Source organism: Deinococcus sp. Leaf326 (assembly GCF_001424185.1).
Lineage (GTDB): Bacteria > Deinococcota > Deinococci > Deinococcales > Deinococcaceae > Deinococcus.
The window spans coordinates 78,393-101,512 of sequence record NZ_LMOM01000065.1 but is presented as its reverse complement, the minus strand read 5'-3'; the positions used below and the strand labels follow the sequence as shown (position 1 = coordinate 101,512).

The 23,120-nt window shown below is 71.0% G+C and carries 22 protein-coding genes; 14 read left to right on the top strand and 8 right to left on the bottom strand.

Annotated features, from left to right (window positions below; genetic code table 11):
* Nucleotides 1-33 precede the first annotated feature (33 nt).
* Nucleotides 34-702, bottom strand: a complete 669-nt coding sequence (locus tag ASF71_RS17405) for a DUF1345 domain-containing protein (protein WP_056302458.1) — start codon at nucleotides 700-702, stop codon at nucleotides 34-36.
* Between the two features lie 278 nt (nucleotides 703-980).
* Between ASF71_RS17405 and ASF71_RS25360 the strand changes: the two genes are divergently transcribed.
* The 4 genes from ASF71_RS25360 to ASF71_RS17390 all read left to right on the top strand — a co-directional run bounded on the left by ASF71_RS25360 (nucleotide 981) and on the right by ASF71_RS17390 (nucleotide 4,742).
* Entirely contained in the window at nucleotides 981-1,373 is a 393-nt protein-coding gene (locus tag ASF71_RS25360) for a hypothetical protein (protein ID WP_235514579.1), read from the top strand.
* Nucleotides 1,292-2,776, top strand: coding sequence for a proline--tRNA ligase (gene proS, locus ASF71_RS17400; RefSeq protein ID WP_235514577.1), 1,485 nt, complete (start codon nucleotides 1,292-1,294; stop codon nucleotides 2,774-2,776). Before ASF71_RS25360 ends, proS begins: the two co-directional genes overlap by 82 nt.
* Nucleotides 2,777-2,853: 77 nt before the next feature.
* On the top strand, nucleotides 2,854-3,483 hold the full coding sequence (locus ASF71_RS17395) for a rhomboid family intramembrane serine protease (protein WP_056302457.1): 630 nt from the start codon (nucleotides 2,854-2,856) through the stop codon (nucleotides 3,481-3,483).
* A 98-nt stretch (nucleotides 3,484-3,581) separates the two neighbouring features.
* Nucleotides 3,582-4,742 carry an acyl-CoA dehydrogenase family protein gene (locus tag ASF71_RS17390; protein WP_056302456.1) on the top strand — a complete coding sequence of 387 codons (1,161 nt, stop codon included), beginning with the start codon at nucleotides 3,582-3,584 and terminating at the stop codon, nucleotides 4,740-4,742.
* A 25-nt stretch (nucleotides 4,743-4,767) separates the two neighbouring features.
* Here the strand turns inward: ASF71_RS17390 and ASF71_RS17385 are convergent, their stop codons facing one another.
* The 4 genes from ASF71_RS17385 to ASF71_RS17370 form a co-directional block, all read right to left on the bottom strand.
* A complete protein-coding gene (locus ASF71_RS17385; RefSeq protein WP_056302455.1) occupies nucleotides 4,768-5,409 on the bottom strand; it encodes a VOC family protein in 642 nt (213 codons plus the stop codon).
* A 2-nt stretch (nucleotides 5,410-5,411) separates the two neighbouring features.
* Nucleotides 5,412-6,698: an NAD(P)/FAD-dependent oxidoreductase gene (locus ASF71_RS17380; RefSeq protein WP_056302454.1), complete on the bottom strand. Its 1,287-nt coding sequence runs from the start codon at nucleotides 6,696-6,698 to the stop codon at nucleotides 5,412-5,414.
* A gap of 89 nt (nucleotides 6,699-6,787) precedes the next feature.
* Nucleotides 6,788-8,380, bottom strand: a complete 1,593-nt coding sequence (locus tag ASF71_RS17375) for an MDR family MFS transporter (protein WP_056302453.1) — start codon at nucleotides 8,378-8,380, stop codon at nucleotides 6,788-6,790.
* Nucleotides 8,377-8,886: a MarR family winged helix-turn-helix transcriptional regulator gene (locus ASF71_RS17370; RefSeq protein ID WP_056302452.1), complete on the bottom strand. Its 510-nt coding sequence runs from the start codon at nucleotides 8,884-8,886 to the stop codon at nucleotides 8,377-8,379. Before ASF71_RS17370 ends, ASF71_RS17375 begins: the two co-directional genes overlap by 4 nt.
* A 310-nt stretch (nucleotides 8,887-9,196) precedes the next feature.
* On the opposite strand from ASF71_RS17370, the gene ASF71_RS17365 reads away from it, so the two are divergent.
* Entirely contained in the window at nucleotides 9,197-9,748 is a 552-nt protein-coding gene (locus tag ASF71_RS17365; RefSeq protein WP_056302451.1) for an SRPBCC family protein, read from the top strand.
* 105 nt (nucleotides 9,749-9,853) lie between these two features.
* On the opposite strand, the gene ASF71_RS17360 is transcribed toward ASF71_RS17365, so the two are convergent.
* Nucleotides 9,854-10,285 (bottom strand): DoxX family protein, encoded by a 432-nt coding sequence (locus ASF71_RS17360; RefSeq protein WP_056302450.1) that lies wholly within the window; start codon nucleotides 10,283-10,285, stop codon nucleotides 9,854-9,856.
* The gene (locus ASF71_RS17355; protein WP_235514575.1) at nucleotides 10,282-10,752 is read right to left on the bottom strand and encodes a MarR family winged helix-turn-helix transcriptional regulator; all 471 of its coding nucleotides are present in this window, start codon (nucleotides 10,750-10,752) and stop codon (nucleotides 10,282-10,284) included. Before ASF71_RS17355 ends, ASF71_RS17360 begins: the two co-directional genes overlap by 4 nt.
* A gap of 212 nt (nucleotides 10,753-10,964) precedes the next feature.
* On the opposite strand from ASF71_RS17355, the gene gnd reads away from it, so the two are divergent.
* The 5 genes from gnd to dnaJ all read left to right on the top strand — a co-directional run bounded on the left by gnd (nucleotide 10,965) and on the right by dnaJ (nucleotide 17,447).
* On the top strand, nucleotides 10,965-12,059 hold the full coding sequence (gnd, locus tag ASF71_RS17350) for a phosphogluconate dehydrogenase (NAD(+)-dependent, decarboxylating) (RefSeq protein WP_056302449.1): 1,095 nt from the start codon (nucleotides 10,965-10,967) through the stop codon (nucleotides 12,057-12,059).
* 206 nt (nucleotides 12,060-12,265) lie between these two features.
* Nucleotides 12,266-13,879 carry a glucose-6-phosphate dehydrogenase gene (gene zwf / locus ASF71_RS17345; protein ID WP_056302987.1) on the top strand — a complete coding sequence of 538 codons (1,614 nt, stop codon included), beginning with the start codon at nucleotides 12,266-12,268 and terminating at the stop codon, nucleotides 13,877-13,879.
* A 142-nt stretch (nucleotides 13,880-14,021) separates the two neighbouring features.
* The gene (locus ASF71_RS17340) at nucleotides 14,022-14,975 is read left to right on the top strand and encodes a glucose-6-phosphate dehydrogenase assembly protein OpcA (RefSeq protein WP_056302448.1); all 954 of its coding nucleotides are present in this window, start codon (nucleotides 14,022-14,024) and stop codon (nucleotides 14,973-14,975) included.
* Between the two features lie 197 nt (nucleotides 14,976-15,172).
* On the top strand, nucleotides 15,173-16,198 hold the full coding sequence (trpS, locus tag ASF71_RS17335; protein ID WP_056302447.1) for a tryptophan--tRNA ligase: 1,026 nt from the start codon (nucleotides 15,173-15,175) through the stop codon (nucleotides 16,196-16,198).
* 112 nt (nucleotides 16,199-16,310) lie between these two features.
* The gene (gene dnaJ, locus ASF71_RS17330; protein ID WP_056302985.1) at nucleotides 16,311-17,447 is read left to right on the top strand and encodes a molecular chaperone DnaJ; all 1,137 of its coding nucleotides are present in this window, start codon (nucleotides 16,311-16,313) and stop codon (nucleotides 17,445-17,447) included.
* A gap of 53 nt (nucleotides 17,448-17,500) precedes the next feature.
* On the opposite strand, the gene ASF71_RS17325 is transcribed toward dnaJ, so the two are convergent.
* Complete coding sequence (locus ASF71_RS17325; RefSeq protein ID WP_056302446.1) at nucleotides 17,501-18,928, bottom strand: NAD(P)/FAD-dependent oxidoreductase; 1,428 nt, start codon at nucleotides 18,926-18,928, stop codon at nucleotides 17,501-17,503.
* Nucleotides 18,929-19,172: 244 nt separating this feature from the next.
* On the opposite strand from ASF71_RS17325, the gene ASF71_RS17320 reads away from it, so the two are divergent.
* The 4 genes from ASF71_RS17320 to ASF71_RS17305 all read left to right on the top strand — a co-directional run bounded on the left by ASF71_RS17320 (nucleotide 19,173) and on the right by ASF71_RS17305 (nucleotide 23,114).
* Entirely contained in the window at nucleotides 19,173-20,174 is a 1,002-nt protein-coding gene (locus ASF71_RS17320) for a ribose-phosphate pyrophosphokinase (RefSeq protein WP_200939738.1), read from the top strand.
* A 76-nt stretch (nucleotides 20,175-20,250) separates the two neighbouring features.
* Nucleotides 20,251-20,646, top strand: a complete 396-nt coding sequence (locus tag ASF71_RS17315) for a YbaN family protein (RefSeq protein WP_056302445.1) — start codon at nucleotides 20,251-20,253, stop codon at nucleotides 20,644-20,646.
* An 89-nt stretch (nucleotides 20,647-20,735) separates the two neighbouring features.
* Nucleotides 20,736-21,761 carry a 4Fe-4S binding protein gene (locus ASF71_RS17310; protein WP_056302444.1) on the top strand — a complete coding sequence of 342 codons (1,026 nt, stop codon included), beginning with the start codon at nucleotides 20,736-20,738 and terminating at the stop codon, nucleotides 21,759-21,761.
* 93 nt (nucleotides 21,762-21,854) lie between these two features.
* A complete protein-coding gene (locus ASF71_RS17305) occupies nucleotides 21,855-23,114 on the top strand; it encodes a glucose-1-phosphate adenylyltransferase family protein (protein ID WP_056302443.1) in 1,260 nt (419 codons plus the stop codon).
* Nucleotides 23,115-23,120: the final 6 nt, after the last annotated feature.

Sequence of the window (23,120 nt, the reverse complement as noted above, 5' to 3'; positions counted from 1 at the left end):
CGCCCGTGCGGCGTCCTCCTTTGGGAGGGGGGCCTACCCCACCAGACTGGCGACCGCGTTGATGGTCACGGCGATGATGACCGTGCTGAACAGGTACGAGATCATCGCGTGGCCCAGCAGCAACCGGCGCATCTCGCGGGTGTCGAGGTTGGTGTCGCTGACCTGGAAGGTCATGCCGATGGTGAACGAGAGGTACGCGAAATCCATGAAGGTGGGGTCGTCCAGCGGCCCGTCCGCCCCGCGCTGCACGAACTGCACGCCCGCGCCGCCGTCGCTGTAGAAGCGCCGCGCGTAGTGAAGGACGTACTCGCTGTGCACGAGCAGCCACGAGAGCACCACCGTCAGGATGGCCAGCCCGGTGAGGAGTCCCGGCGTCAGGCCTTTTTGCTGCCCGGCCTCGTGCAGCGCGAACACCACCCCCACGAGGCTGACGACCGCCGCCCCCAGGGTCAGGAAGGCCGAGGCGACGCGGGTGTTGTCCTCGCGGGTGGCGCGCGCGCGCGTTTCACCGGGCGAGCAGCGCAGCAGGGGCGCGAGCCGCAGCAGATTCACGGCGCAGAACGTCGCCCAGCCCAGCAGGGCGTGGGCCTCCCAGGGCCAGTGGCCCGGCAGGATGAGCCCGGTCAGCACGCCGAGCAGGCCGCCCAGCACCAGACGGAAGGCGGCGGGCGGCGCACTGGGTCTGGTACTGGTGGAGGACACAGCGCCGAAGATAGCGCCGCGTTTCTGGCGCGCAGGTGGAAGACCCCGGCGGGCAGGCGGCCCGCTTGGCTTGACGCCCCTGTCTCCTTCCCGTACAGTCCAGGACATGAGCGGACAGACGACCTCCCTACGGTGCCAGCGCACCGGGGCTGGCCTGCCCGTGCTCCCGCCTCCCTCTGGAGTGTAACTGCGAACCGACGGCCCCGCGCGGCCAGGGCCAGACGGGCCTGGCCCGCGCGCAGTTCCGACGCCTCCTGTTTTCCCAGAGGAGTCCACCCATGCGGCTTTCCCAGAGCCTGTTCAAGACGCGGCGCGAGGCCCCGGCCGACGCCGAGACGCGCGGCACGCAGCTGCTGATCCGCGCCGGTTACCTGCACAAGGTCGGCAGCGGCCTGTACGCCGGCCTGCCCCTGCTGACCCGTACCCTGCACAAACTTGAAGCCCTGATCCGCGAGGAGCTCGACCCAGTCGCCCAGGAGGTCAGCCTGCCGGCGCTGCAACCGGCCGCGCTGTGGCGGCAGTCGGGCCGCTGGGACGCCTACCGTGCCGAGGGCCTGATGTTCGCGGTGCGTGCCGCGCCGGGCGCGAGTTGGCCCTGGCTCCGACCCACGAGGAGGTCGCGGCGGGCCTGGCGCGCGAGGTGGTCGGCAGCTACCGCGACCTGCCGCTGAGCGTGTACCAGATCGGGCGCAAGTTCCGCGACGAGCTTCGCCCACGCGCCGGCCTGCTGCGGACCCGCGAGTTCACGATGAAGGACGGCTACAGCTTTCATGCCGGCGAAGCCGATCTGCGCCGGCACTTCGGGGCGATGTCGGACGCCTACGCCCGCCTCCTGACCCGGCTGGGCGCGCCGTGGCAGGTCGTTGAGGCCGACAGTGGCAGCATCGGCGGCGCGGGGAGCCGCGAATTCATGGTGCTGAGCGAGGTCGGTGAGGACGAACTGCTGCGCACCCCCGACGGCCGCTACGCCGCCAACGCCGAGCAGGCCGTGTCGCGCGCGGCGGAGGTCGGGCCGTCGCCGTTCCCGTACTGTGCACGGGTCCATACCCCCCGCGCCTCCAGTGTGGAGGTCGTCGCGGCGGCGCTGGGCTGCGCGTCTGGGCACGTCGTCAAGACGCTGCTGTTCACAGCGCGCGTGGGGGGGGAGGGAGCCGGCGGCGCGACCGGGATGGTCTGGCCGGTGCTCGTGTGCCTGCGCGGCGACCACACCCTCAATCCGGTCAAGCTCCGCAACGCGGTGGCGGCGCGGGTGGACGGCCCGCTGTTGACCCTGGAGGCTGCCGTGCCCGGCGACTGGACCGAGGACGCTCGGGTACCCCTGGGCTTCGTCGGGCCGGACCTGCCCGACACAGTGGTCGCCCGGCGCGCCGGAGTGCGGCCGGCGTTCCTGCGGCTGTGCGACGGAGCGGCGGCCGAGGTGCGCGGTTTCGTGGCCGGGGCCAACGAGACGGATTGGCATGTGGCCGGAGCCGACTGGGAGGTAACCCACGCGCGGCCGGAGGTGGCCGAGCTGCGGCAGGCGCGGGTGGGCGAGGCGAGCGTACACGACCTCTCGCAGCGCCTGGAGTCGGCGCGGGGCATCGAGGTGGGGCATGTCTTTCAGCTCGGCACGCGCTACACGGCGGCGCTGGGGGCGACCTTCACGGGGGCGGACGGCCGGGAACAGCCACTGCACATGGGCTGCTACGGCATCGGCGTGACGCGGCTGGTGCAGGCCCTGGCCGAGGTCTGGGCCGACGACCGGGGGCTGGTCTGGCCGGTGGTTCTCGCGCCGTACGCGGTCATGGTGACGGTGGTCGACCCCGGCGACCCGGTTCAGCGGGAGGCCGCCGAGGTCCTCTACACGCAACTGCGGGCGGCCGGAATCGACGCCCTGCTCGACGACCGCGACGTGCGCCCCGGCGCCAAATTCGCGGACGCCGATCTGGTCGGGCTGCCCTGGCGCGTCACTGTGGGCCGCCACGCCGCGCAGGGCGAGGCCGAACTGACCGCGCGCCGCGGGGGCGAGACGCGGCGCGTGCCGCTGGCCGGCCTCGTGAACGAACTGCGGACCCGGCTGGCGGGCGAGGGCTGAGGGGACCCCCAAATCCCACGGTTCGCCTTCGCCCGGCCTTCATCCCAGGCGGGGGGACCAGGGGGCACACTGGGGCCATGCGCCGCGCGCCCACCACCGATCCCCTCCGGCCCACCCCGACCCGGCGCGAGCCTTCGCGGGTGGCCGCCGCCCTTACCGCGACCGGCGTGCTCGTGGGGGTGGTGTGGGTGCTGGAATTCGTGGACGTGCTGGGCTTTGGCGGGCGCCTGGACCTGTTCGGCATCCAGCCGCGCAATCCGGCCGCTCTGGGCCACATCTTCACGGCGCCGTTCATGCACGCGGGCTTTCCCCACCTGCTCGCCAACACGGTGCCGCTCGCGGTGCTGTCCTTCATGAGCGCGGCGCGCAACCTGTGGCGCTACCTCGCGGCCAGCCTCATCATCGTGACGGTGGGGGGCGCGCTCGTGTGGCTGTTCGGGCGCGGGGGCAGCGTGCACCTGGGGGCCAGCGAGCTGATCTTCGGGTATCTGGGCTACCTGCTGGGCGTCGGCTGGTGGGAGCGCACCCCGGTCGCCATCGGGGTGGCGGTCGCGGCCTTCCTGCTGTACGGCGGGCTCATCTGGGGCGTGTTTCCCAGCAATCCCTACGTGTCGTGGGAGGGACACCTGTTCGGTTTCCTGGCCGGCCTGCTCGCAGCGGTGCTGCTGCACGGGCGGCGGCCGGGCACCCCCACGGCGCGGTTGTAGGCGGCGGGGGCACGTCGCCGGAGCCCGGCCTTTAGGGAACGTGTGGAGAAGGGGAAAGGGGGGCAGCGGCCTGCCGCGCCCCTGCTAGCCTGCCCGGCATGAACCTGCTTCCCGACCCAGAGCGCCCCGAGGTGCAGCAGGTCACGCGCCGCGCCGCCGAGGCCATCCGTAGCCACCTGGCCGAGTGTGAGGCAGCACAGGACGTGACCCCAGAAGCCGCCTCCGCCCTGAAGGCCAGCGGATACGCTGCCCTAACGGTGCCGGAAGAATTCGGCGGTCTAGGCGCGACCCTACCTGAATTCGCGCTCACCCAGGAGCACCTGGGGCGGGCGGGGGCGTCGCTGGCCTTGGTGCTCGCCATGAACGGGCACGTGCTGGGTAGCGCCTTCGCGGCGCGGTCTTGGCCGGAGCCGCTGCTGGCGCGCCTGGGCCAGGGGGCGGCGCGCGGCGAACTGCTCAACGCCGTCGCCAGCGAGCGCAACCTGGGCAGCCCCTCGCGCGGCGGCCTGCCCGAAACGGTCCTGATGCCACAGGAGGACGGCTACCGCCTGGACGGCCGCAAGACGTGGTCCACCGGCGCCCGCGCGCTCGACACGGCCTTGGTGACCGCCGCCCTGGACGGTCAGGTCGTCCGGGTCCGGGTGGACATGCGCGCGCCCGGAGTGGAGATCGAGACGACCTGGGGCGGCGCCCTGGCCCTGCGCGGCAGCGGCTCGCAGGACATCGTGCTGAGGGACGTGGCCGTATCATCCGGCGACGTGGCCCCGCCGTCGCCCCCCAGCCCGGCCAGCCCCGCGTGGTTCTGGACGGCGCTGTCGGGTACCTACCTGGGCGTGGGGACCGCTGCCCTCGACGAACTGCGCCGCTACGCCGTGACCCGCGTGCCCACGGCCCTGGGCCGGCCCATCGCCACGCTGCCGCGCGTGCGGGAGACGGCCGGGCGAATCCACGCCGAGCTGTGGGCCGCCCGCGCGCTGCTGGCGCACGCTACCCGAGCATTCCAAGCGGATCCTGGCGACGCCGCGTTGCCGCTGCTGGCCGGGGCCAAGGCCGTGTGCGCGCAGGCCGCCGTGAACGCCACCGACCAGGTTGCCCGCGCCGTGGGCGGAGCCGCGCTGTCGCCCGAGCAGCCCTTCGAGCGGCTGCTGCGCGACGCGCGTGCCGCCCTGACCCACCCGCCTACCGAGCCCGAGGCCTACGAGCGCCTCGGCGGCCTGCTCATGGACGCGGCCCAGGCCGAGGGCTACAGCGTGCCGTGAGCCGCAGTCCACCTGCGGGTCCGGTCTACAGCAGGACCACCCCGCCCGGCGTGTCGAGCTGCGCGCCGAGTTCGGGCTGCGGGGCCTCGTAGACCTCGACCTCGCCCACGAAGCCGAGGCGGTCGAGGACAGCGCGCAGCTCAGCAGGCTGCGGTGTGCCCAGCCGCAGGGTCGCCAACGTGACGCCCGAGGCGGGCAGACGGGTGGGAGGTGCGGGCGTGTGCCACGCGATCAGCGAGGGGGCCACCCCGCCCAGCGAGGGGACCATTCTGCCCAGCGGCAGCGAGCCGTCCGGCGGCACGGTCAGCGCCCAGCGGTTCTCGCCGCGTGACAGTTCCAGCACCTCGCCTTCCGGGTAGGGGCCCGCCTCCAGCGTGAGCACGCGGGCAACCCAGTGGACGAGGGCGGGGCCGCCGTCCAGCCGCGCGCGCATCTCGGGGGTGTCGAGGCTGAACCAGCGGGCGCGCGGCGGTGCGGGGGCGTCCGGATTCACGGCGATGACCTCCAGATAGGACGTGCCCCCCAGCGACAGCAGGGCGTTGTGCGTACCGAAGGTTTCGTGCTCGCCGCCGGGGGCCAGCGCCGTGCCCAGGCGGCCTTCGAGCCACGCGCGGCCCTCCGCGAGGGTGCGCGCGGCGATGACGAGGTGGTCCAGATGCGCGTTCATGCTCAGGCCCCCTGGGGGCGGCTCATGGCCGCGAGGTCGTTCAGAACGATGGCCGCCGCCTTCTCGCCGCTTTCCATCGCGCCCTGGATCCCGCTCATGGACGTGACCTCGCCCGCGCGCAGCACACCGGGCAGGGCCGTGGCGTGGCCGGGCAGGGTCGCCGCGTAGCCGGGCGGCTGCGGGTACTGCGCGTGCGGGATGCGCTCGGTGCCCAGGGTTCGCAGGCCCGACACGGCTGCCTCGCCGTACCAGCGGCTCAGCTCCGCGCGCACGCGGGCGTCCAGGGCCGCGTCGTCCAGCTCGGGCACGCCGCCCTGCGCCGAGGCGAGCGCTGTCACGACGAGGAGGTCCTGGCCCTCGGGCGCGCGGCCCGGCACCGCCTGACCCATCCACTGCGCGTTGTTGATCAGGCCCGCCTCGCCGTTCAGGAGCAGGCGGCGCTGCTTTTCGACCGGCGCGTCGGCGGCGTAGTACAGATACGCGCTGCCCTGGCTGCCGCGCGGCGTGCGCGTGTCCTCGCCCAGCAGCGGCGCCGCCGACCACGCGTCGGTCGCCACGATGACCTGCCGCGCGTCGAGTTCGCCCGCGCTCGTCTGGGCAGTGACGTGCGTGGCGTGCGGCTGGAGATGCGTGACCCGTACGCCGGTTCGCACGTCCAGGCCCTGGGCAAGCTGCGCTGGAACGGCCGCCATGCCCGCGCGGGGCAGCGCCGCCCCACCCGTCATGAGCAGCCGGAAGTAGTAGCGGAACAGCCGCGCCGAGGTCGCCAGGTCGCGCCGCAGAAACACCCCGCCGAAAAAGGGCCGGAAGAAATGGTCGAGCGCCGCTTCCGAGAAGCCCTGGCCGCGCAGGTAGCTCTCGGTGGTTTCGTCGGGGCCGGCGAGGAGCGTATGGGCGGGCGGCGCACCGAGTTCCAGCGCCAGTTTGCCGATGCGCGCCTTGTCGCCCAGGGTCAGGGCGCCGCTCAGCAGCGTGCTGCCCAGGCTGCTGGGGTCGCGCAGGGGGTCGCCCAGCGCCTCGGCCCGCCGCCCCCGGCGCACCACGCCCGCCGGGGCGATGGGCACGAGGTCCAGAGCGCCCAGGTCGAGGTTGCGCCGCACCGCCGGGTAGTCGGGAAACAGCACCTGATACCCGGCGTCGAGGGTAAAGCCCCCGACCACCCGCGTCCGGACCCGCCCGCCGATCTCGGGGGCGGCCTCCAGCACCCGGACCCGCTGCCCCGCGCGCGTAAGGACCCGCGCCGCCGTCAGCCCCGCGAGGCCCCCGCCGATGACCAGAACGTCGTGCATATGGGGCTCAGGGTAACGGGTACGCGGCGCGGGCGGGCCCGACATAAAAAAAGACCCCCCACGCGGAGGGGTCGGCCGGGCAGGGGGGCTCAGTCGGCCGCCACCGCGCCGTCCTTCGCGGCCTTCACCGGCCGGGTGGCCAAAGGGCGCTCGGGCAGCACCAGGGTGAGCACGAAGGCGAGGGCCACGAGCACGGCCGAGATCAGGAAGACATGGTCGATGGCCCCGACCATCACCGAGCGCAGCGCGTTCAGGATGGGCGTCAGGAGTTCGGCGTGTCCGAGCTGCCCCAGCGCGCCGCCGAGCTGCTCCTGCGCCTGCGCGCTCGTCAGGAGGTTGGGGTTGGCGACCGCGTCCTGGAACTGTGCGGGCAGGGCCGTCGCGGCGGCCGGCAACTGCGCGCCGAGGTTCTGCGCGAGCTGCGAGTTCACGAGCGCGCCGAACAGACTGACGGCCAGCGTGCCGCCGATCTGGCGGAAGAACTGGTTGCCGCTGGTGGCGCTGCCCAGTTTCTCGCGGGGCGCGGCATTCTGCACCGCCAGGGTGAGCTGGCTGTTCACTGGCCCCAACCCGAAGCCCAGCAGCACCATGAGGCCCACGGCGATCCACAGCGGCGTGGTCAGCGAGAGGCTGGCGCTCAGGAACAGCGCGCCGGCAGCGACCAGAGCGCCCACGTTGATCAGCCACTTGTAACGGCCCGTACGGCTCACGATCTGGCCCGAAATGGTACTCGTCACGATCAGCCCGACCATCAGGGGCGTCAGGGCCAGCCCACTGCCCGAGGCGCTGCTGCCGCGCACGCCCTGCATGTACAGCGGCAGGTACAGGATCGCGGCGTACATTCCCGCGCTCATCAGGAAGCCGGCGAAGGACGCTACGGCGATGCCCCGGTCACGCAGCAGCCGCAGGTCCAGAATCGGGCGTTCCTGACGGCGGCTGTGCCAGCCGTAGGCCGCGCCCAGGAGCACGGTGACGGCGAGAAGGCCCAGAATTCGCCCGCTGCCCCAGGCGTAGGTGCCCCCACCCCACGACATCGCCAGCGTGAGGGAGACGACCGTGCCGGCGAGTAGCGCGGCGCCCAGGGCGTCGAACTTGCCCTTGGCACCCGGCGCCGGCAGCCGGAAGAAGCGCCAGACGAAGAAGGCCGCCAGCACCGCGAACGGCAGGTTCACGAAGAACACGCTGCGCCAGCCCAGATGGTCGGTCAGAAAGCCCCCGACGAGCGGCCCGACCACGCTGCTGACCCCCCACACCGCGCCCGTGTAGCCCTGGTAGCGCCCACGTTCGATGGGAGTAAAGAGGTCGGCGATGGCCGTGAAGCTCATGGCCATGAGCGTGCCGCCGCCGATGCCCTGAACGGCGCGCAGGATGATGAGCTGCTCCATGCTCTGCACGAAGCCCAGACCCACGCTGCCCAGCGCGAAGATCAGGATGCCCAGCAGGATCAGCGGCCGCCGGCCGTACTTGTCGCTGATGGTCCCGACGACCGGAATGGTAACAGTCGTGGCGAGTGAGTAGGCCGTGAAGGCCCAGGCATACAGGTGAAAGCCGCCCAGGTCGGCGATGACGCGCGGCATGGCGCTGCCCACCACCGTCAGGTTCAGGCTGGACAGAAACAGCACCGTCAGGATGCCGGCGAAGGCGAGCAGTTTCTCGCGGTGGGACAGTGAGGCGGTATTCATGGCTGGGCCTCCGGAGGAGAAGAGAGGGAAACGCGGGGGGCCGGGGCCACCGGCGGCGCAGAACACAGGTCGAGGCTGGCGCTCAGGGTGTCCAGGGCCGCGAGGGCGGCACTGACCTGCGCCGGGTCGAGGGTGCCGAAGTTGTCCTGAACGATGCCCTGAGCGCTTTCGCGGGTCTTCAGGCGCGTCGCCTCGCCCTGCGCGGTGAGCTGCAGGCGCTGGCGGCGCAGGTCGCTGGGGTCGGTCACGCGCTGCACGAGGCCCGCGTCGGCCAGCTTGGTCACCATGCGGGTCACGGTCGGAGCGGGCAACGACTGGCGCCGGGCGACGGCGGAAGGCGTGTCGCAGCCGTCCATAATCGCCGAGAGCACGAGCACCTCCCCGGTGTTCAAGCCGACCGCCTGCTCCAGCGGCTCGTCCAGCCGTTGCCGGAAATGCCGCGCGAGCCGCAGGGTCAGGCGCACCAGCCCGTACAGCTCGTCTTGGGGAAGGGGAGAGTCTTTCATTCCAAACGGAAGTATTCCATATGAAATGAAATGTGGCAAGGCCAGCCTCCATTCATGCGGGACGGTAAAACCTGACCTTGCCATGTGTGGTGTGCTGAGGGTGCCATGTGGTGGTCCAGGCGACCGCGCCTGGATATAGGCCCCGTGGTCCCTCTTGGGCACTGAACCGGACCCGTGGATAGTGCCTCCTGCCGGGTCAGACCCTCTCCTTCTCGCTTCTCCGGTGCGTTCCTGGCCCCGCGCGGAGAGCCCGGTGCAGCGCCATCTCGTCCCGACCTGTCCTGATCCTTCTCCGCTAGACTCGGGAGCAATGTCGGAGTCCATCAGCATCAAGCAGACCATCGTCGTCCGCGCGCGTCCGGACGTGCTGTACCGCCTGGCGCTGGACCCCAGGCGCCGCGCCGGCTGGGACCCCAACGTCGCCTCGGGCGCCTACGAGGGCAGTGAGGGCCGGCTGGCGAACGGCGCCTTGGCGCGCTACAAGTTCTCGCGCCGGCTGCTGGGCCTGAGCTTCACGGTCAAGTACGGCCAGCTTCAGGCCCCGCAGCGCGGCGGTTGGGAGAGTGTGCGCCACGTCGGTCCACTCGAAAAGCTCACGCAGGGCTGGACCTTCAAGCCGATGCCCGGCGGCACCGAGGTCACGCTGAACCTGAACGCCCGGGTACGCTTCAAGTGGGTACGCCAGCCGGTCGAACGGGCGCTGCACAACATGGTCGCCACCACGCTGCTCGAACTTCAGCGTCAGGTAGATGCCCAGGGCGCCCAGCTGCTCGAGGACATGGGCCGCGAGATGCAGGAGAAACAGAAGGCCGACCAGAAAGCTGCCCGCGAGGCGGCCAAGAACGCCCGGCGCAAAAAGTAGAGCCTTCCGGGAGAAGGGAACGCCGGGCCGGGACCCCGTCTCCCAGCCTCCCACCCAATGAAATGGGCCGCTCTGAGAAGGAGCGGCCCATACGTCGTGTTCCGTTTAGTTCTTGTTGCCCACGCGGTAGCGTCCCGCACCCGTCAGGGCCAGCGCGGCCGAGGCGGCCAGCAGCAGCAGCGGGAACTCGATACCGTTCGGGTTGAAGAAACCGCCCGCCACGTGCACGAGCAGGATGGCGACGAGCATGTTCACGGCCAAGAGCGCGCCGACCACGCGGGGAAAGAGTCCCAGGATCAGCAGCAGGCCGCCGATCAGCTCAATGCCCGCGATCAGCGGGGCGGCCACGCCCGGCAGGGGCACGCCGATGCTGGCGAAAAACTGCGTGGTGCCGGCGACCGTGTTCATGAAGAACTTCTGGTAGCCGTGCATCACGAAGATGACGCCGGTGGCGAGGCGCAGGAACAGCAGCCCCAGGTCGGCCTGGAAAGCGGCGCCGGTGTGGGTGGTCTGGGCAGTGCGGGCAGGGGTCGTCATGGGTGGTCCTCCGGAAGCAGGTCGCCCAGCAGCTCGGTCAGCAGCGCGAGGCGCTCGGGGCTCAGGGCGGCGAATTGCCGGGCATGCAATTCGCTCAGGGGTTCGTCGAGGGTGCTCAGGACCGCCCGGCCCTTGTCGGTCAGGTAGGTCATGACCACCCGGCGGTCGTGGGGGTCGCGGGCCCGGCGGACCCGGCCCGCCTTTTCCAGGCGGTCGAGCAGCCGCGTCACGTCGGGGTCATGGACCAGCAGCCGCGTGCCGATGTCGCTGCACCGCAGCCCCGCGTCTCCGGCGCCGCGCAGGATGCGCAGCACGTTGAACTGTGGGCCGCTCAGGTCGTGCCCGCGCAGCAGCTCGGCGCCCGCGTACTGCTGGCGCGCCGCAAGACGCTGTAACGAGAGGTAGGCGAGATGCTCGGGGCTGCCGGGACGGCCGGGCAGCGGCGGGTCGGAAACGGGGTAGGTCACGGTGCCTCCAGGCTAGCGGAAGCCTGGAGTTAATATAGTTGTTATCACGATATTCGTCAACACAACTATTTAACATCAATCTAAATAAAGGGGGCGCAGAGTGAAGGGCCGCTCGGTATCGGCCGGCTGGGGGGCACGCGTATGATGCGCGGCGTAATCGGGGCGCCCCCGCCGGAGACTGGACGGGGGCCACGCCCTGCAGGAGGACTCGCATGAAGATCGGCATGATCGGGCTGGGCAAGATGGGCGGCAACATGGTGCTTCGCCTCAAACAGGGCGGACACGACGTGATCGGCTACGACCGCAGCGAGGACGCCCTGACGCCGCTGCGTGCCAAGGGTGCCAACGTCACGAGTGACATGGACGCCTTCCTGGCCGCGCTGGGCGAGCCGGGCGAGCGCGCCGTGTGGGTCATGGTGCCCGCGGGCAAGATCACGCAGTCGGTCATTGACGACCTCGCGGACCAGCTGGCGCCGGGTGACGTGATCGTCGACGGGGGCAACTCCAACTTCCACGACACGCAGCGCCGGGGCGAGGCGCTCGCCGAGCGCGGCCTGCACTTTGTGGACGTGGGCACCTCGGGCGGTGTGTGGGGCCTGACCGAGGGCTACGGCATGATGGTGGGCGGTTCCGAGGCGGGCGTGGAGCGGCTGCGCCCGGCACTCGAGACGCTGGCTCCCGCGCCCGACCGGGGCTGGGGCCACATGGGCCCGAGCGGCTCCGGGCACTACGTCAAGATGGTCCACAACGGCATCGAATACGGCATGATGCAGGCCTACGCCGAGGGCTTCGAGCTCATGAAGGCGCACAAGACCTTCAACCTCGACATGTCCCAGATCGCCGAGGTGTGGCGTCACGGCACCGTGATCCGCTCGTGGCTTCTCGACCTCACCGCCGAGGCGCTGAAGAACTCGGCCGACTTCGATTCCCTGTCGGACTACGTGGCCGACAGCGGAGAAGGGCGCTGGACGATCATCGATTCCATCGAGCTCGGGGTGCCCACGCCGGTCATTACGCTCGCCACCCAGATGCGCTTCCGCAGCCAGCAGGAAGTGAGCTACGCCGGCCAGATGCTCTCGGCCATGCGCCGCGCCTTCGGGGGCCACGCGGTCAAGACGCTCGAAGTGCCCAAGCAGGAAGGCATCGTGCCCGAGGTGCAGGCCGGCGAGCACCCCAAAGCCGCCGCGCCCGAGAACATTCCCACGCCCGGCACCAGGGCGGGCGGCAGCGGCACGGGCTCGGCCGCCGAGCAGCTCGGCGAGACCGGCCAGCAGCGCACCACGGGTGACCGGAAGGCCGATCAGTGAGCGCCCCCAAGAAGGCGGCGTCCAAAAAGCCTGCTCCCAAGAAGGCGGCTCCGGCCAAGGCCGCCCCAGAGCAGCCGGAAGCGGTGAAGGCGGCCCCCAAAGCCAAAGCTGCTGGGGCCAGGGGCGGCAAGAAAGCCGCTCCGGCGGCCGACGCGGGCGAGGTGCGCGGCGCCGTGGCCCAGAAGCGCGCCGCCGAGACGGTTGGGGTGGCCCAGCCGGGCGCCAAGGCCCCGCGCAAGTCGCGCCAGCGGGTGCCGACAAGTGCGCCCGCCGGTGATACCGACGCGCCGGGAGCCGACGGCCAGAATCCCTTCCGGGCGGCCATGCGCCGCAGCCGCGCGCCCGAGCCGGCCACCCTGGTCATTTTCGGGGCGACCGGCGACCTCGCGCGGCGCAAGCTGCTGCCGGCCGTGTTCGGGCTGTGGCAGGACGGCCTGCTGGGAAGTGCCTTCAACATCGTCGGGGTGGGCCGTCAGGCCATGACCGATGAGGAATTCAAGGACTTCGCCATCGAGGCCCTCAAGACGAGTAAGGAAACCGACACTCCGCAGCCCGGCAACCTCGAAAAGTTCCGGGAACTGCTGTACTACGAGTACGGTGACTTCAGTGGGGACGAGGTGTACGACCTTGTGGGCAAGCAGCTCGACGAGGCCGAGGAAGCACACGGGGGGCGCAAGAACGCGCTGTTCTACCTCTCCACGCCGCCTAGCCTGTTCGAGCCGATCAGCAATGGTCTGGGCCGCCTGGGGCTGCACGAGCAGAGTGAGGGCTGGCGCCGCCTGGTCATCGAGAAGCCCTTCGGGCGTGACCTCGCCTCGGCGCGCGAGCTCAACGCGGCCATCCACAGTGTGTGGGACGAGTCGCAGGTGTACCGCATCGACCACTATCTCGGCAAGGAGACGGTGCAGAACCTCATGGCGATCCGCTTCGGCAACGCCATCTTCGAGCCGCTGTGGAACCGGGGGTATGTGGATCACGTGCAGATCACGGCCGCCGAGGACCTGGGCCTGGAGGGCCGCGCCGGGTACTACGAGGAGGCCGGGGTGGTGCGGGACATGTTGCAAAACCACCTCATGCAGCTCTTCGCCCTGACCGCGATGGAGGCGCCCGCCGCATTTGACGCCGACGCCATCCGCGACGAGAAGACCAAGGTGCTGCGCGCCGTGCGGGCCATACCGGTCGAGCGCGTGCCCGAGGTGGCCGTGCGCGGGCAGTACGGCCCCGGGGTGATGGACGGCGAGAAGGTGCCGGGCTACCGCGAGGAACCGAACGTGAAGCCCGGCAGCCCCACGCCGACCTACGTGGCCGTGAAGCTGGAAGTGGACAACTGGCGCTGGCAGGGCGTGCCCTTTTTCCTGCGCAGCGGCAAGCGGCTGCCCAAGAAGGTCACGGAAATCGCGGTGGTGTTCAAGCGCGCGCCGCTGGGGATCTTTCCCGGAGGCCTGGAGCGCAACGTGCTGGCCTTCCGCATCCAGCCCGACGAGGGCGTGAGTCTCAAGTTCAGCTCCAAGATGCCCGGGCAGGAGATGGTGCTGCGCGAGGTCGTCATGGACTTCCGCTACGACGCCTTCGGGGCGCAGCTCGAAAGTCCGTATTCGCGTCTGCTGCTCGACGCCATGCTGGGCGACGCCACGCTGTTTCCGCGCGAGGACGAGGTGGACCACGCCTGGCAGATCGTGTCGGGCATCCTGGAAGCCTGGGACGCGGCCTCGCCCCGCCACCAGCCGGCCCCCGAGTTCCCGAACTACGACAGCGGCACCTGGGGCCCGGCCGCCGCCGACGAACTGATGGGCGAGGGCCGCCGCTGGCGCCGGTTGTGAGCGCCCCGCGGAAGACCTCCGTGACACTGTTCCGGGGGGGGCGGGTGCCAGTGCACGGGCCTGCCGGAACGCATGGACGCCCGGTGCTCCCCTCCCAGGTCCAGAACTGGAGGGAGGACCGGATGAAGGGGGAGGAGACAGCGTGACCTACGCGACGAGTTTGGAGACGCTGGGACCGGTGGCGACCACCGTCCGGAGTGCCCAGGCCACCCTGGATGAGCTGTGGGCCCGGACCGAGGTCGAGACGCGCGCCTACACCGGCAACATCGTGGCCCTGACCCTGCGCGAGCACCTCGGGCGTATCGAGGAGGCGCTGGCCGGGCTGGAGGGCCGCTATGCCGGGCGCCAGATCATCGGTGTGATGGACGGCGAGGGGGACTTGCAGGTGCAGGCCAGCCTCGTGCCGCAGCAGGGCGGTCTGTACGTCGAGCGCCTGACGCTGGACGCGGGCGCCGACCAGCTCCGGGGGGCCATCCTGCCGCTGCTGCGCCCCGCCACCGTCAACCACGTCTGGTGGGGGGCGTACACCCGCCCCGAGGGGCCGCTCCTCGCGGAACTCTCGGAAGTGGCCGACCAGATCATCGCCGACAGCCTCTCGCTCGACATTCCTCCGGCGCGGCACTACGCCCTGGCCGACCTGGGCTGGAGCCGTTCGGCAGGCTGGCGCGAGGCCCTGGCGCAGCTGTTCGACAGCCCCGACGCCGCCCGGCACCTGCCGGAAGTGACCCGGCTCGACGTGCGCTATTCGGGCGACCGGGACCTGCCCGCGCGGCTGTTTGCCGGCTTCATCGCCAGCACGCTGGGCTGGAAGGATCTGTCGGGTGCGACCTTCGGGCCGGGCGACTGCGGCCGCGCCAACGGCGACCTGTGCGCTGTCGAGCTGAGCGGCGCGGACGGGCTGCTGTTCTCGCTCCAGGCCGAAGCCGGACAGAGCAGCGTGGTGCATACCCACTGCCGCTGGCCCGGCGTGGACCGGGAGGCCGAGGTGCAGGTGCCACGCATGACCCTGGCCGAGGGTCTGGGCCGCGTGATGGCTCGCCCCGAGCGCGGTGAGGTCTTCGAGAAGGCGTGGACGCTGGCGAAGGCCACGCTGTAGGCCGCCGGACGGATGGCCCGGCCTGCATGACCTGACTGGCCGCCTTGCGCTAGCATGGCCCGCATGAACGCCCCGCAGCAGCCGTGGTGGCCCGGTTTTTCGACCGGGCCTCGCTGCCGCGCCTGAACACCGCCCCATGCGCCGCGCCCGGAGCTTCCCGGAGCGCGGCGCCTTTTTTTGTCCCATAGGAGATCCCCATGACCACCCCGACCCCCGCCCGCAAACGCATCCTGACCGGCGACCGGCCCACCGGCCCGCTGCACATCGGCCACTACGTCGGCTCGCTCAAAAACCGCGTGGCCCTCCAGAACGAGTACGAGACATTCATCCTGCTGGCCGACGTGCAGGCCATGACCGACAACTTCGAGAACCCTGACAAGGTGCGCACCAACGTCCTCGAAGTGGCGCTCGACTACCTCGCGGTGGGCCTGGACCCGCAGCAGAGTACCTTCGTCATCCAGTCGCAGATTCCCGAGATCGCCGAACTGACGGTCTTCTTCCTCAACCTCGTGACCGTCTCGCACCTGCGCCAGAACCCGACTGTCAAGACCGAGATCGCCCAGAAGGGCTACGGCGAGTCGGTGCCGGCGGGCTTTTTCGTGTACCCGGTGTCGCAGGCGGCCGACATCACGGCCTTCGGCGCGCACCTCGTGCCAGTGGGCGAGGACCAGCTTCCCATGATCGAGCAGACCCGTGAGATCGTGCGCCGCTTCAACAACCTCTACGCGCCGGTGCTGGTCGAGCCGCAGGCGATGGTTGGCAAGGGCAGTGTGGCCCGCCTGCCGGGTCTCGACGGCCAGACCAAGATGAGCAAGTCGCTGGGCAACGCGATCTTTCTGTCCGACCCCGCCGACGAGGTCAAGCGCAAGGTCATGAGCATGTACACCGATCCCAACCACCTGCGCGTCGAGGACCCCGGGCAGGTCGAGGGCAATCCGGTCTTCTCGTACCTCGACGCCTTCAGCCCCGATGTGGCCGCCACCGAGGAGATGAAGGCGCACTACCGCCGGGGCGGCCTGGGCGACGTGAAGGTCAAGCGCCACCTGCTCGAGGTGCTGGAAGCGACGCTGGCCCCGGTCCGCGAGCGCCGCCTGGAATTCGCGCGGGACCTGGGGGCGGTCGAGGAGATCGTGCGCCAGGGCACCGCGCACGGTCGCGAGGTCGCCGCCGCCACGATGGACGCGGCGAGAAAGGCGATGCGGCTGGACTACTTCAGCAGGTAAGCGGGGGCTCCGGGGTGGGTGGAGACGGACCTGTGCGGACCCGCCCACGTTTCTTGAGTGTCCTTTTGTTAAGATGCGCGGCGGAGGTCGGGCCTCGCCCGGCAAAAACGACATGGATTATTACGAATTGCTGGGCGTTTCCCGGACGGCGAGTGCCGATGAGATCAAGAGCAGCTACCGCAAGCTGGCACTCAAATATCACCCCGACCGCAACAAGGAAGAGGGCGCGGCCGAGAAGTTCGCGCAGATCAGCGAGGCCTACGCCGTGCTGAGCGACACCGAAAAGCGCGCCCACTACGACCGCTTCGGCTCGGCGCCCGGCGCGGGCGGGATGCCCGGCGGCGATCCGTTCGGCGGGATGGGCGGCATGGGCGGCGCGGGCTTCGATCCCATGGACATCTTCGAGCAGCTGTTCGGCGGCGCGGTGGGCGGCCGGGGACGGCGGGGCCCGGCGCGCGGCGACGATCTCGAGACCGAGACCCGCGTCTCGCTCCTTCAGGCCCGCGCGGGCGAGGAGATCGAGGTCAGCATCGACCGCCTCACCACCTGCGAGCACTGCCACGGCGCGAAGTCCGAGCCGGGAGGCAAACCGCCCAAGACCTGCCCGACCTGCTCGGGCGCGGGAGCGGTGCGCGCGCAGGCCCGCACGATCTTCGGCGTGGTCGAGACGCAGCAGCCCTGCCCGACCTGCCGGGGCGAGGGCCAGATCATCGAGGACCCCTGCACCGTGTGCAAGGGCCGGGGCCGCACGCTGAAAAACGAGACGGTCAAGGTCAAGCTGCCGCGCGGCATCGACGAGGGCTACCGCATCCGTGTGGCGGGGTACGGCAACGAGGGTCCGGGCGGCAACGGCGACCTGTACGTGCACATTGACATGGAGCCGCATCCCGAGCTGCGCCGCGAGGCCGAGCACCTCATCTACCCCGCGCGCATCGGGTTCGCCACGGCCGCGCTGGGCGGCGCGGTCACGGTGCCCACCCTCGACGGCCCGCAGACGGTCGAGGTCAAGCCGGGCACCCAGCACGGCGAACTGCACCGCCTGCGCGGCCAGGGCATGCCCCGGCTCCAGGGCGCGGGTACAGGCGACCTGATCGTCGAGTACGACGTGATGATCCCCAAGCCCGGCCAGCTCAACGACGAGGCCCGCGAGGCCCTGCGCGCCTACGCCCGCGCGGTGGGCGACGAGGTCCCCAGCGACAAGCACGAGGGCTTTTTCGACAAGGTCGGCAAGATCTTCCGGGGCGAGTAGAGGCACGTAGGCAGGGCGTGGACCAGCCTACCGGTCCACGCCCTGCTCGGCGTTCAGGGCACTTCGCCCAGGCCGAACTCGTCGCTCAGGGCGGTCAGGGCGGCGTTGTGGCCGGCCATGCCGTGGATGCCGCCGCCGGGAGGCGTGCTGCTGGAGCACAGGTACATGCCGCGCACCGGCGTGCGGTAGGGCGTCGGCGCGAGGTTGGGGCGGGCGAGCAGGCCCCACAGCGTGCTCGCGCCGCCGTTCACGTCGCCGCCGCCGAACACCGGGCTGAACGCCTGAAGCTGCGGCGCGGTCGTGACGTGGCGGTCCAGCACCCGTTCCCCGAACCCCGGCGCGAAACGTTCGAGTTGGTCCTCGACCTGCGGCGCGATGTCGGCTGCCGAGCCATTGGGAACGTGTGCATAGGCCCAGAAGGTGTGCTGACCCGCTGGCGCGCGGCCGGCGTCGAACAGGCTGGGCTGTGCGGCCAGGACGTAGGGCCGCGCCGAGCGCCACCCCGCCTCCGAGCGCACGATCTCCGCGAAGCTGCCGCCGACATGCACGGTGCCCGCACGGGCAATGTCGGGGCTGGCCCAGGGTACCGGGCCGCTCAGGGCGTAGTCGAACTTCTGGATACCCGCGCCGTAGCGGAAGCCCTCCAGTCGCGCGCGGTAGGCCGCCGGGGCGCGGTCGCCGAGCAGCCGCAGCAGCACGCCAGGGCTGCTGTCCACCAGCGTCACGCGGGCGGGGGGAAGGTCGTGCGGGCTGTTTACCCGCACGCCGGTCAGGACCTCGCCGCCGAGGTGCTCGAAGTAGGCGCGCAGAGCGTCGGCGAAGGCCTGCGCACCGCCCGCAGGCAGCGGCCAGCCGACCGCGTGGGCCAGCACCGCGAGCACCAGGGTCATGGCCGAGGTGCCGGGCGTGGACAGGGGCAGAGCGCTGTGCGCGGCCAGCCCGGCCCACAGTGCGCGGGCCTCGGGGGTCCGGAACAGGGCCCGGCCCAGCCCCCCGGCCGGGGGCAGCGCCCGCACCCCGAAGCGGGCCAGCGTAAGCGGGTGGCCGGGCACGCGTAGCAGCGGCCGCAGGATGTCGTGCAGCAGCCCTTCCCAGTCGGCGACCAGGGGAGCCAGCAGGCGCCTCCACACGGCGCCGTCTCGCCCCAGGGCCTCGGCGGTGGCGTCCAGGTCACGGTGCAGCAGGACGCTGCGGCCGCCGGGCAGCGTCTGGGCCGCCGGCACCCCGGGATACACCCAGCGCAGCCCGAAGGCGTGTAGCGGCCACTCCCGGAAGGCCGGGCTGGCGACCGCGAGCGGGTGGATGGCCGAGCCGAGGTCATGCACGAAGCCGGGCCGGGTCAGCTCGGCGCTGCTCAGGCCGCCGCCCACCTGGGTGTGGGCCTCCAGCAATTGGACCCGCAGTCCCGCGCGCGCCAGCGTCACGGCTGCCGCAAGCCCGTTGGGGCCCGCGCCCACCACAACCGCGTCGAGACGGGTCACCGAGCACCCGGAGCGGGCTGCAGTGACCGGGAGGAAGCCGCGCGGAGCGGAAAGTGGGGGGGCACCTCTTCACTGTGCGCGCCGCAGCGTCTGCCTTTCATGGACGCGCCCTAAAGGAGACTTGAAGTGTTCCCCCACAGGAGACGCGCGGCGCGGTGACAGCTGACCAGGGAGCCGGGTATGCTCTGTGACGTTCAGGCAATTGCGCTGTTCACCACACATTCCCCTTGCCCGGAGGCCTGCCTTGTCCGCTGCACCCCACCGTCCCATCCTCGAAACCCTCGGTGAGAGCCGACGTTCGCCTCTGCTGGTCTTCGCGGGCCAGAGCAACCGCCCGCTGGCCCAGGCCATCTGCGATCACCTCGGCGTACCGCTGGGCCGCAGCGTGACCGAGAAATTCACCAACGACAACCTCATCGTCCACTACGAAGAGTCGCTGCGTGAGGGCGACGTGTTCATCGTGCAGACCTTCAGCGCGCCGGTCAGCGACGCGATTCTGGAACTGATGCTCATGATCGACGCGGCCAAGAGCGCCAGTGCCGGGCGGGTGACGGCCGTCATTCCGTACTACTCCTATGCCCGCAGCGACAAGAAGGACAGCCCGCGCATCTCCATCGCGGGACGACTGGTGGCCGACCTGCTTCAGGAGGCCGGCGCCGACCGCATCCTGACCATGACGCTGCACAGCCCGCAGGTCCACGGCTTTTTCAAGGTGCCGGTGGACCACCTCTCGGCCGACATCGTGCTGTCCGAGCACTTCAAGCGCTGTGTGCCCAACGCCCACGAGGGCGTGGTCCTGGCCCCCGATGCGGGCAGCATCAAGCGCGCCTCGCATATCGCCCGCCGCCTGGACTCGGGCCTCGCCATGATCGACAAGGAAAGGCTCTCGGACACCGAGGTGCGCCCGCGCGCCCTGATCGGGGACGTGGACGGCCGGACCGTGTTCATCGTGGACGACGAGATCAGCACCGCCGGCTCGCTCGTCGAGACCGTGAATATCGCGCGCGGCATGGGGGCCAAGGACGTGTACGTTGCCGTGACCCACGGGGTCTACAGCGGCCCGGCCATCCAGCGTATCGCCGCCCTGGACGTGACCCAGGTGGCGAGCTGCAACACGGTGCTTGTGCCCGAGAGCAAGGTCGAGGCGGCCGGGGGCAAGCTCGCGGTGCTTGATGTGGCGCCTCTGTTTGCCAACGCCATCGCCAACATCCATACCGGCGCGAGCGTGAGCACGCTGTTCACCTGAAACGCTCCTTTCGCGGGTGCCCCCCCGGTGACGGGCGGGGGCATCTGCACGTCGTGGGGCAGGTATCCTGCCGGACATGAGCGATTCCCGGCGCCCCACCCGGTTCCGGCCCCTGTGGCTGACACTGGGCTTCTTGCTGTGCGGCCTGGGCTTCGTCGGGCTCTGGCTGCCCGGTTTTCCGGGGACGGTGTGGTTCGTGCTGGCCGCCGCCGCCTTTTCGCGTGGCGACCCGCGCTGGGAGGCGTGGCTGCTGTCGCGCCCGGTGGTGGGGCCGCTCGTGGGCGACTACCGCGCGGGCCGGGGAATGCCGCTGCGGGCCAAATGGGTGGCGGCCCTGAGCATCGCCGTGGCCGTCACGCTGAGCGTGGGCCGCATTCCGGTGCTGGTGGGGCAGGTCGCGTGGGTGCTTGTCGGTCTGGTGGGCATCGGGTATGTGACGTTGCGCGTACCCACCCGCCGGGGCCCGCCCTGAAGGAGACGAGCTTCATTTTGCTGTTCCGGCGCGGCGCGTAGACTGCCGGGCATGACCCGCCCCGCCCGCCTGCACCGCCCGGTCCCCACATGCTGAAAGGGGTGTTTGACCAGCTCAGCGAACTGGGTAACCTTGTGCCGCGCTACACCGGCCCGCGCTGCCTGTTGGAGCGCCACGCGGTGGGGGGTTGCGACGCCTGCCACAGTGCCTGCCCGCACGAGGCCATCGAGACGCCACCCGGGACCTACGGCGTGAGGGTGGACCCCCAGAAGTGCACCGGCTGTGGCCTGTGCGTGCAGGCCTGCCCGACCGGCGCGCTGGAATACGACCTGATGACGCCCCTACAAAGCGTCCACGACCAGCGTGAGCAGCCCGCCGAGCCCCGGCAGCCCGGTCCCCCCGAGGCCACCCTGACCTGCGTGCCCAGCGGCGCGGGCGGCCCCAGCCTGCCGTGCCTGGGCCGCGTGACCCCGGCGCTGGTCGCGGCGGCCGGCGCCTGGGATGTGCCCCTGACGCTGATCCACGGCGACTGCGCCGCGTGCCCGGTGGGGCGCGCCGGCGTGCCCGAGCGCCTGGAAGCGGTGGCCGAGCAGGCCCAGGAGCTGCGCCGCGCCACCGGCCGCCCGGCTCAGGTCACGGTGCGTCCGGCGGTGCCCGAAGATCAGGGCCGCGCCCTGAAGGTGTCGCGTCGGGGAGCCTTTTCCAGCCTGCTGCGCGCCGGGGGTCGCCAGCTCAGCCAGAATCTGCCCGAGCGTCCACTGCCCTTCGTGGACTGGAGCGACCCCCCGCAGCGCACGCCGCAGGAATGGACCTGGCGCCGCAAGGCCCTCAAGCCGGTGCCGGCCGCCGGAGCGGGCATCGCGTGGCCCGCACCGCTGGTAGACGACAAATGCATTGACTGCCCGGTGTGCGCCAACGTGTGCCCCACCGAGGCGATCACCCGCGACCTGCGGCCGGAGGGCGGCGTGCGCCTACTGCTGAACCTGGGCGCCTGCACCGGCTGCATGGCCTGCCTGCGCTCCTGCCCTCCCGGCGCCATCCACGAGCAGAAGGAGTGGCTGCTGGCCGCCTTCGACGTTCAGGTGCTGCTGCGCGAGAGTGACCACACGATGTAGTGGAGGAGTGCAGAGGTCGCGCCGCCCGATTCCCAGCAAGGCGTAAAGGGCGGCGTGGACCCGGCCTCACGCCGCCCCGCCACACTGCGGGGTGTGACGACCCGCATCGCCCGCCAGAAGGTTCTCGCCATCGTCCTCGCGGGGGGGCGGGGCAGCAGGCTCTCGCCGCTCACCGACGAACGCGCCAAACCGGCCGTGCCGTTTCTGGGCACCTACCGCCTGATCGACTTCACGCTCAGTAACCTCGTGCACAGCGGCGTGCAGGACGTATGGGTCATCGAACAGTACCTGCCACATGGTCTCAACGACCACCTCTCGGGCGGGCGGCCCTGGGACCTCGACCGCACGCGCGGCGGGCTGGTGGTCATGCCGCCCTTTTCCAGCCCCGACAACGAGGACGGCGAGTTTTCGCAGGGCAACGCGCACGCGCTGGCGCAGCACGCCCACCTCATCCGTGAGTTCGGTCCTGACCTCGTGCTCGTTCTGAGTGCCGATCACATCTACCGGCTCGACCACGCCGAGGTCATCCGCTCGCACCTGGAACACGGCGCGAGCGTCACGATGGTCACGACCGACCTGGCCGACCCCGCCGGAGCCACCCGTTTCGGCAACGTGCGGGTGGACGAGCACGGCCGCGTGACCGAGTTCGCCTACAAGCCGGACGAACCGCTGGGGCCGACCGTCACCGCCGAGATCTTCGTGTACCGCGCCGAGGTGCTCCTTTCGACCCTGGACGCGCTGGAGCGCCGGGGCGAATTGGGCGACTACGGCGAGTACCTACTGCCCGAACTCGTGGCGGGCGGCGACGCCTACGCCTTTGCGCTGGAGGGCTACTGGATGGACGTGGGCACGCTCGACGCCTATCTCCAGACACACCGTGACTTTCTGGATGGCAAGGGTTTCGCGCTCGACGATCCCGAGTGGCCCTTCATCACGTCGAGCCTCGCGCGGCCCCCCGCGCACGTCGCGCGCACGGCCCGTCTGGACGACGCCTTCGTGTGCGGCGGCGCCGTGGTGGCCGGTGAGGTGACGCGCAGCGTGATCGGCCCGAACGCTGTGGTCGAGGCAGGCGCGACCGTGCGCGACAGCGTGGTGCAACCCGGCGCGGTGATCCGTGCGGGGGCGGTGGTGAGCCGCGCCGTCGTGGACACGGGCGCCGAGGTGGGGGTAGGCGCGCGGGTCGGCGGCCAGAGCGCCAACAGTCGCCCGACGGTCGTGGGGGCGCATGCGCGGGTCGAGGCGGGGGTGGACATCGGCCCTGGCCGCGTGGTGGCGCCACACGCAGCCGTGCGCCCCGGCGAGGAAGACGAGAAGGCTCCAGAGCCGGAGCGGGGGGACAAAGCTGGGAAGTAGGTGGGA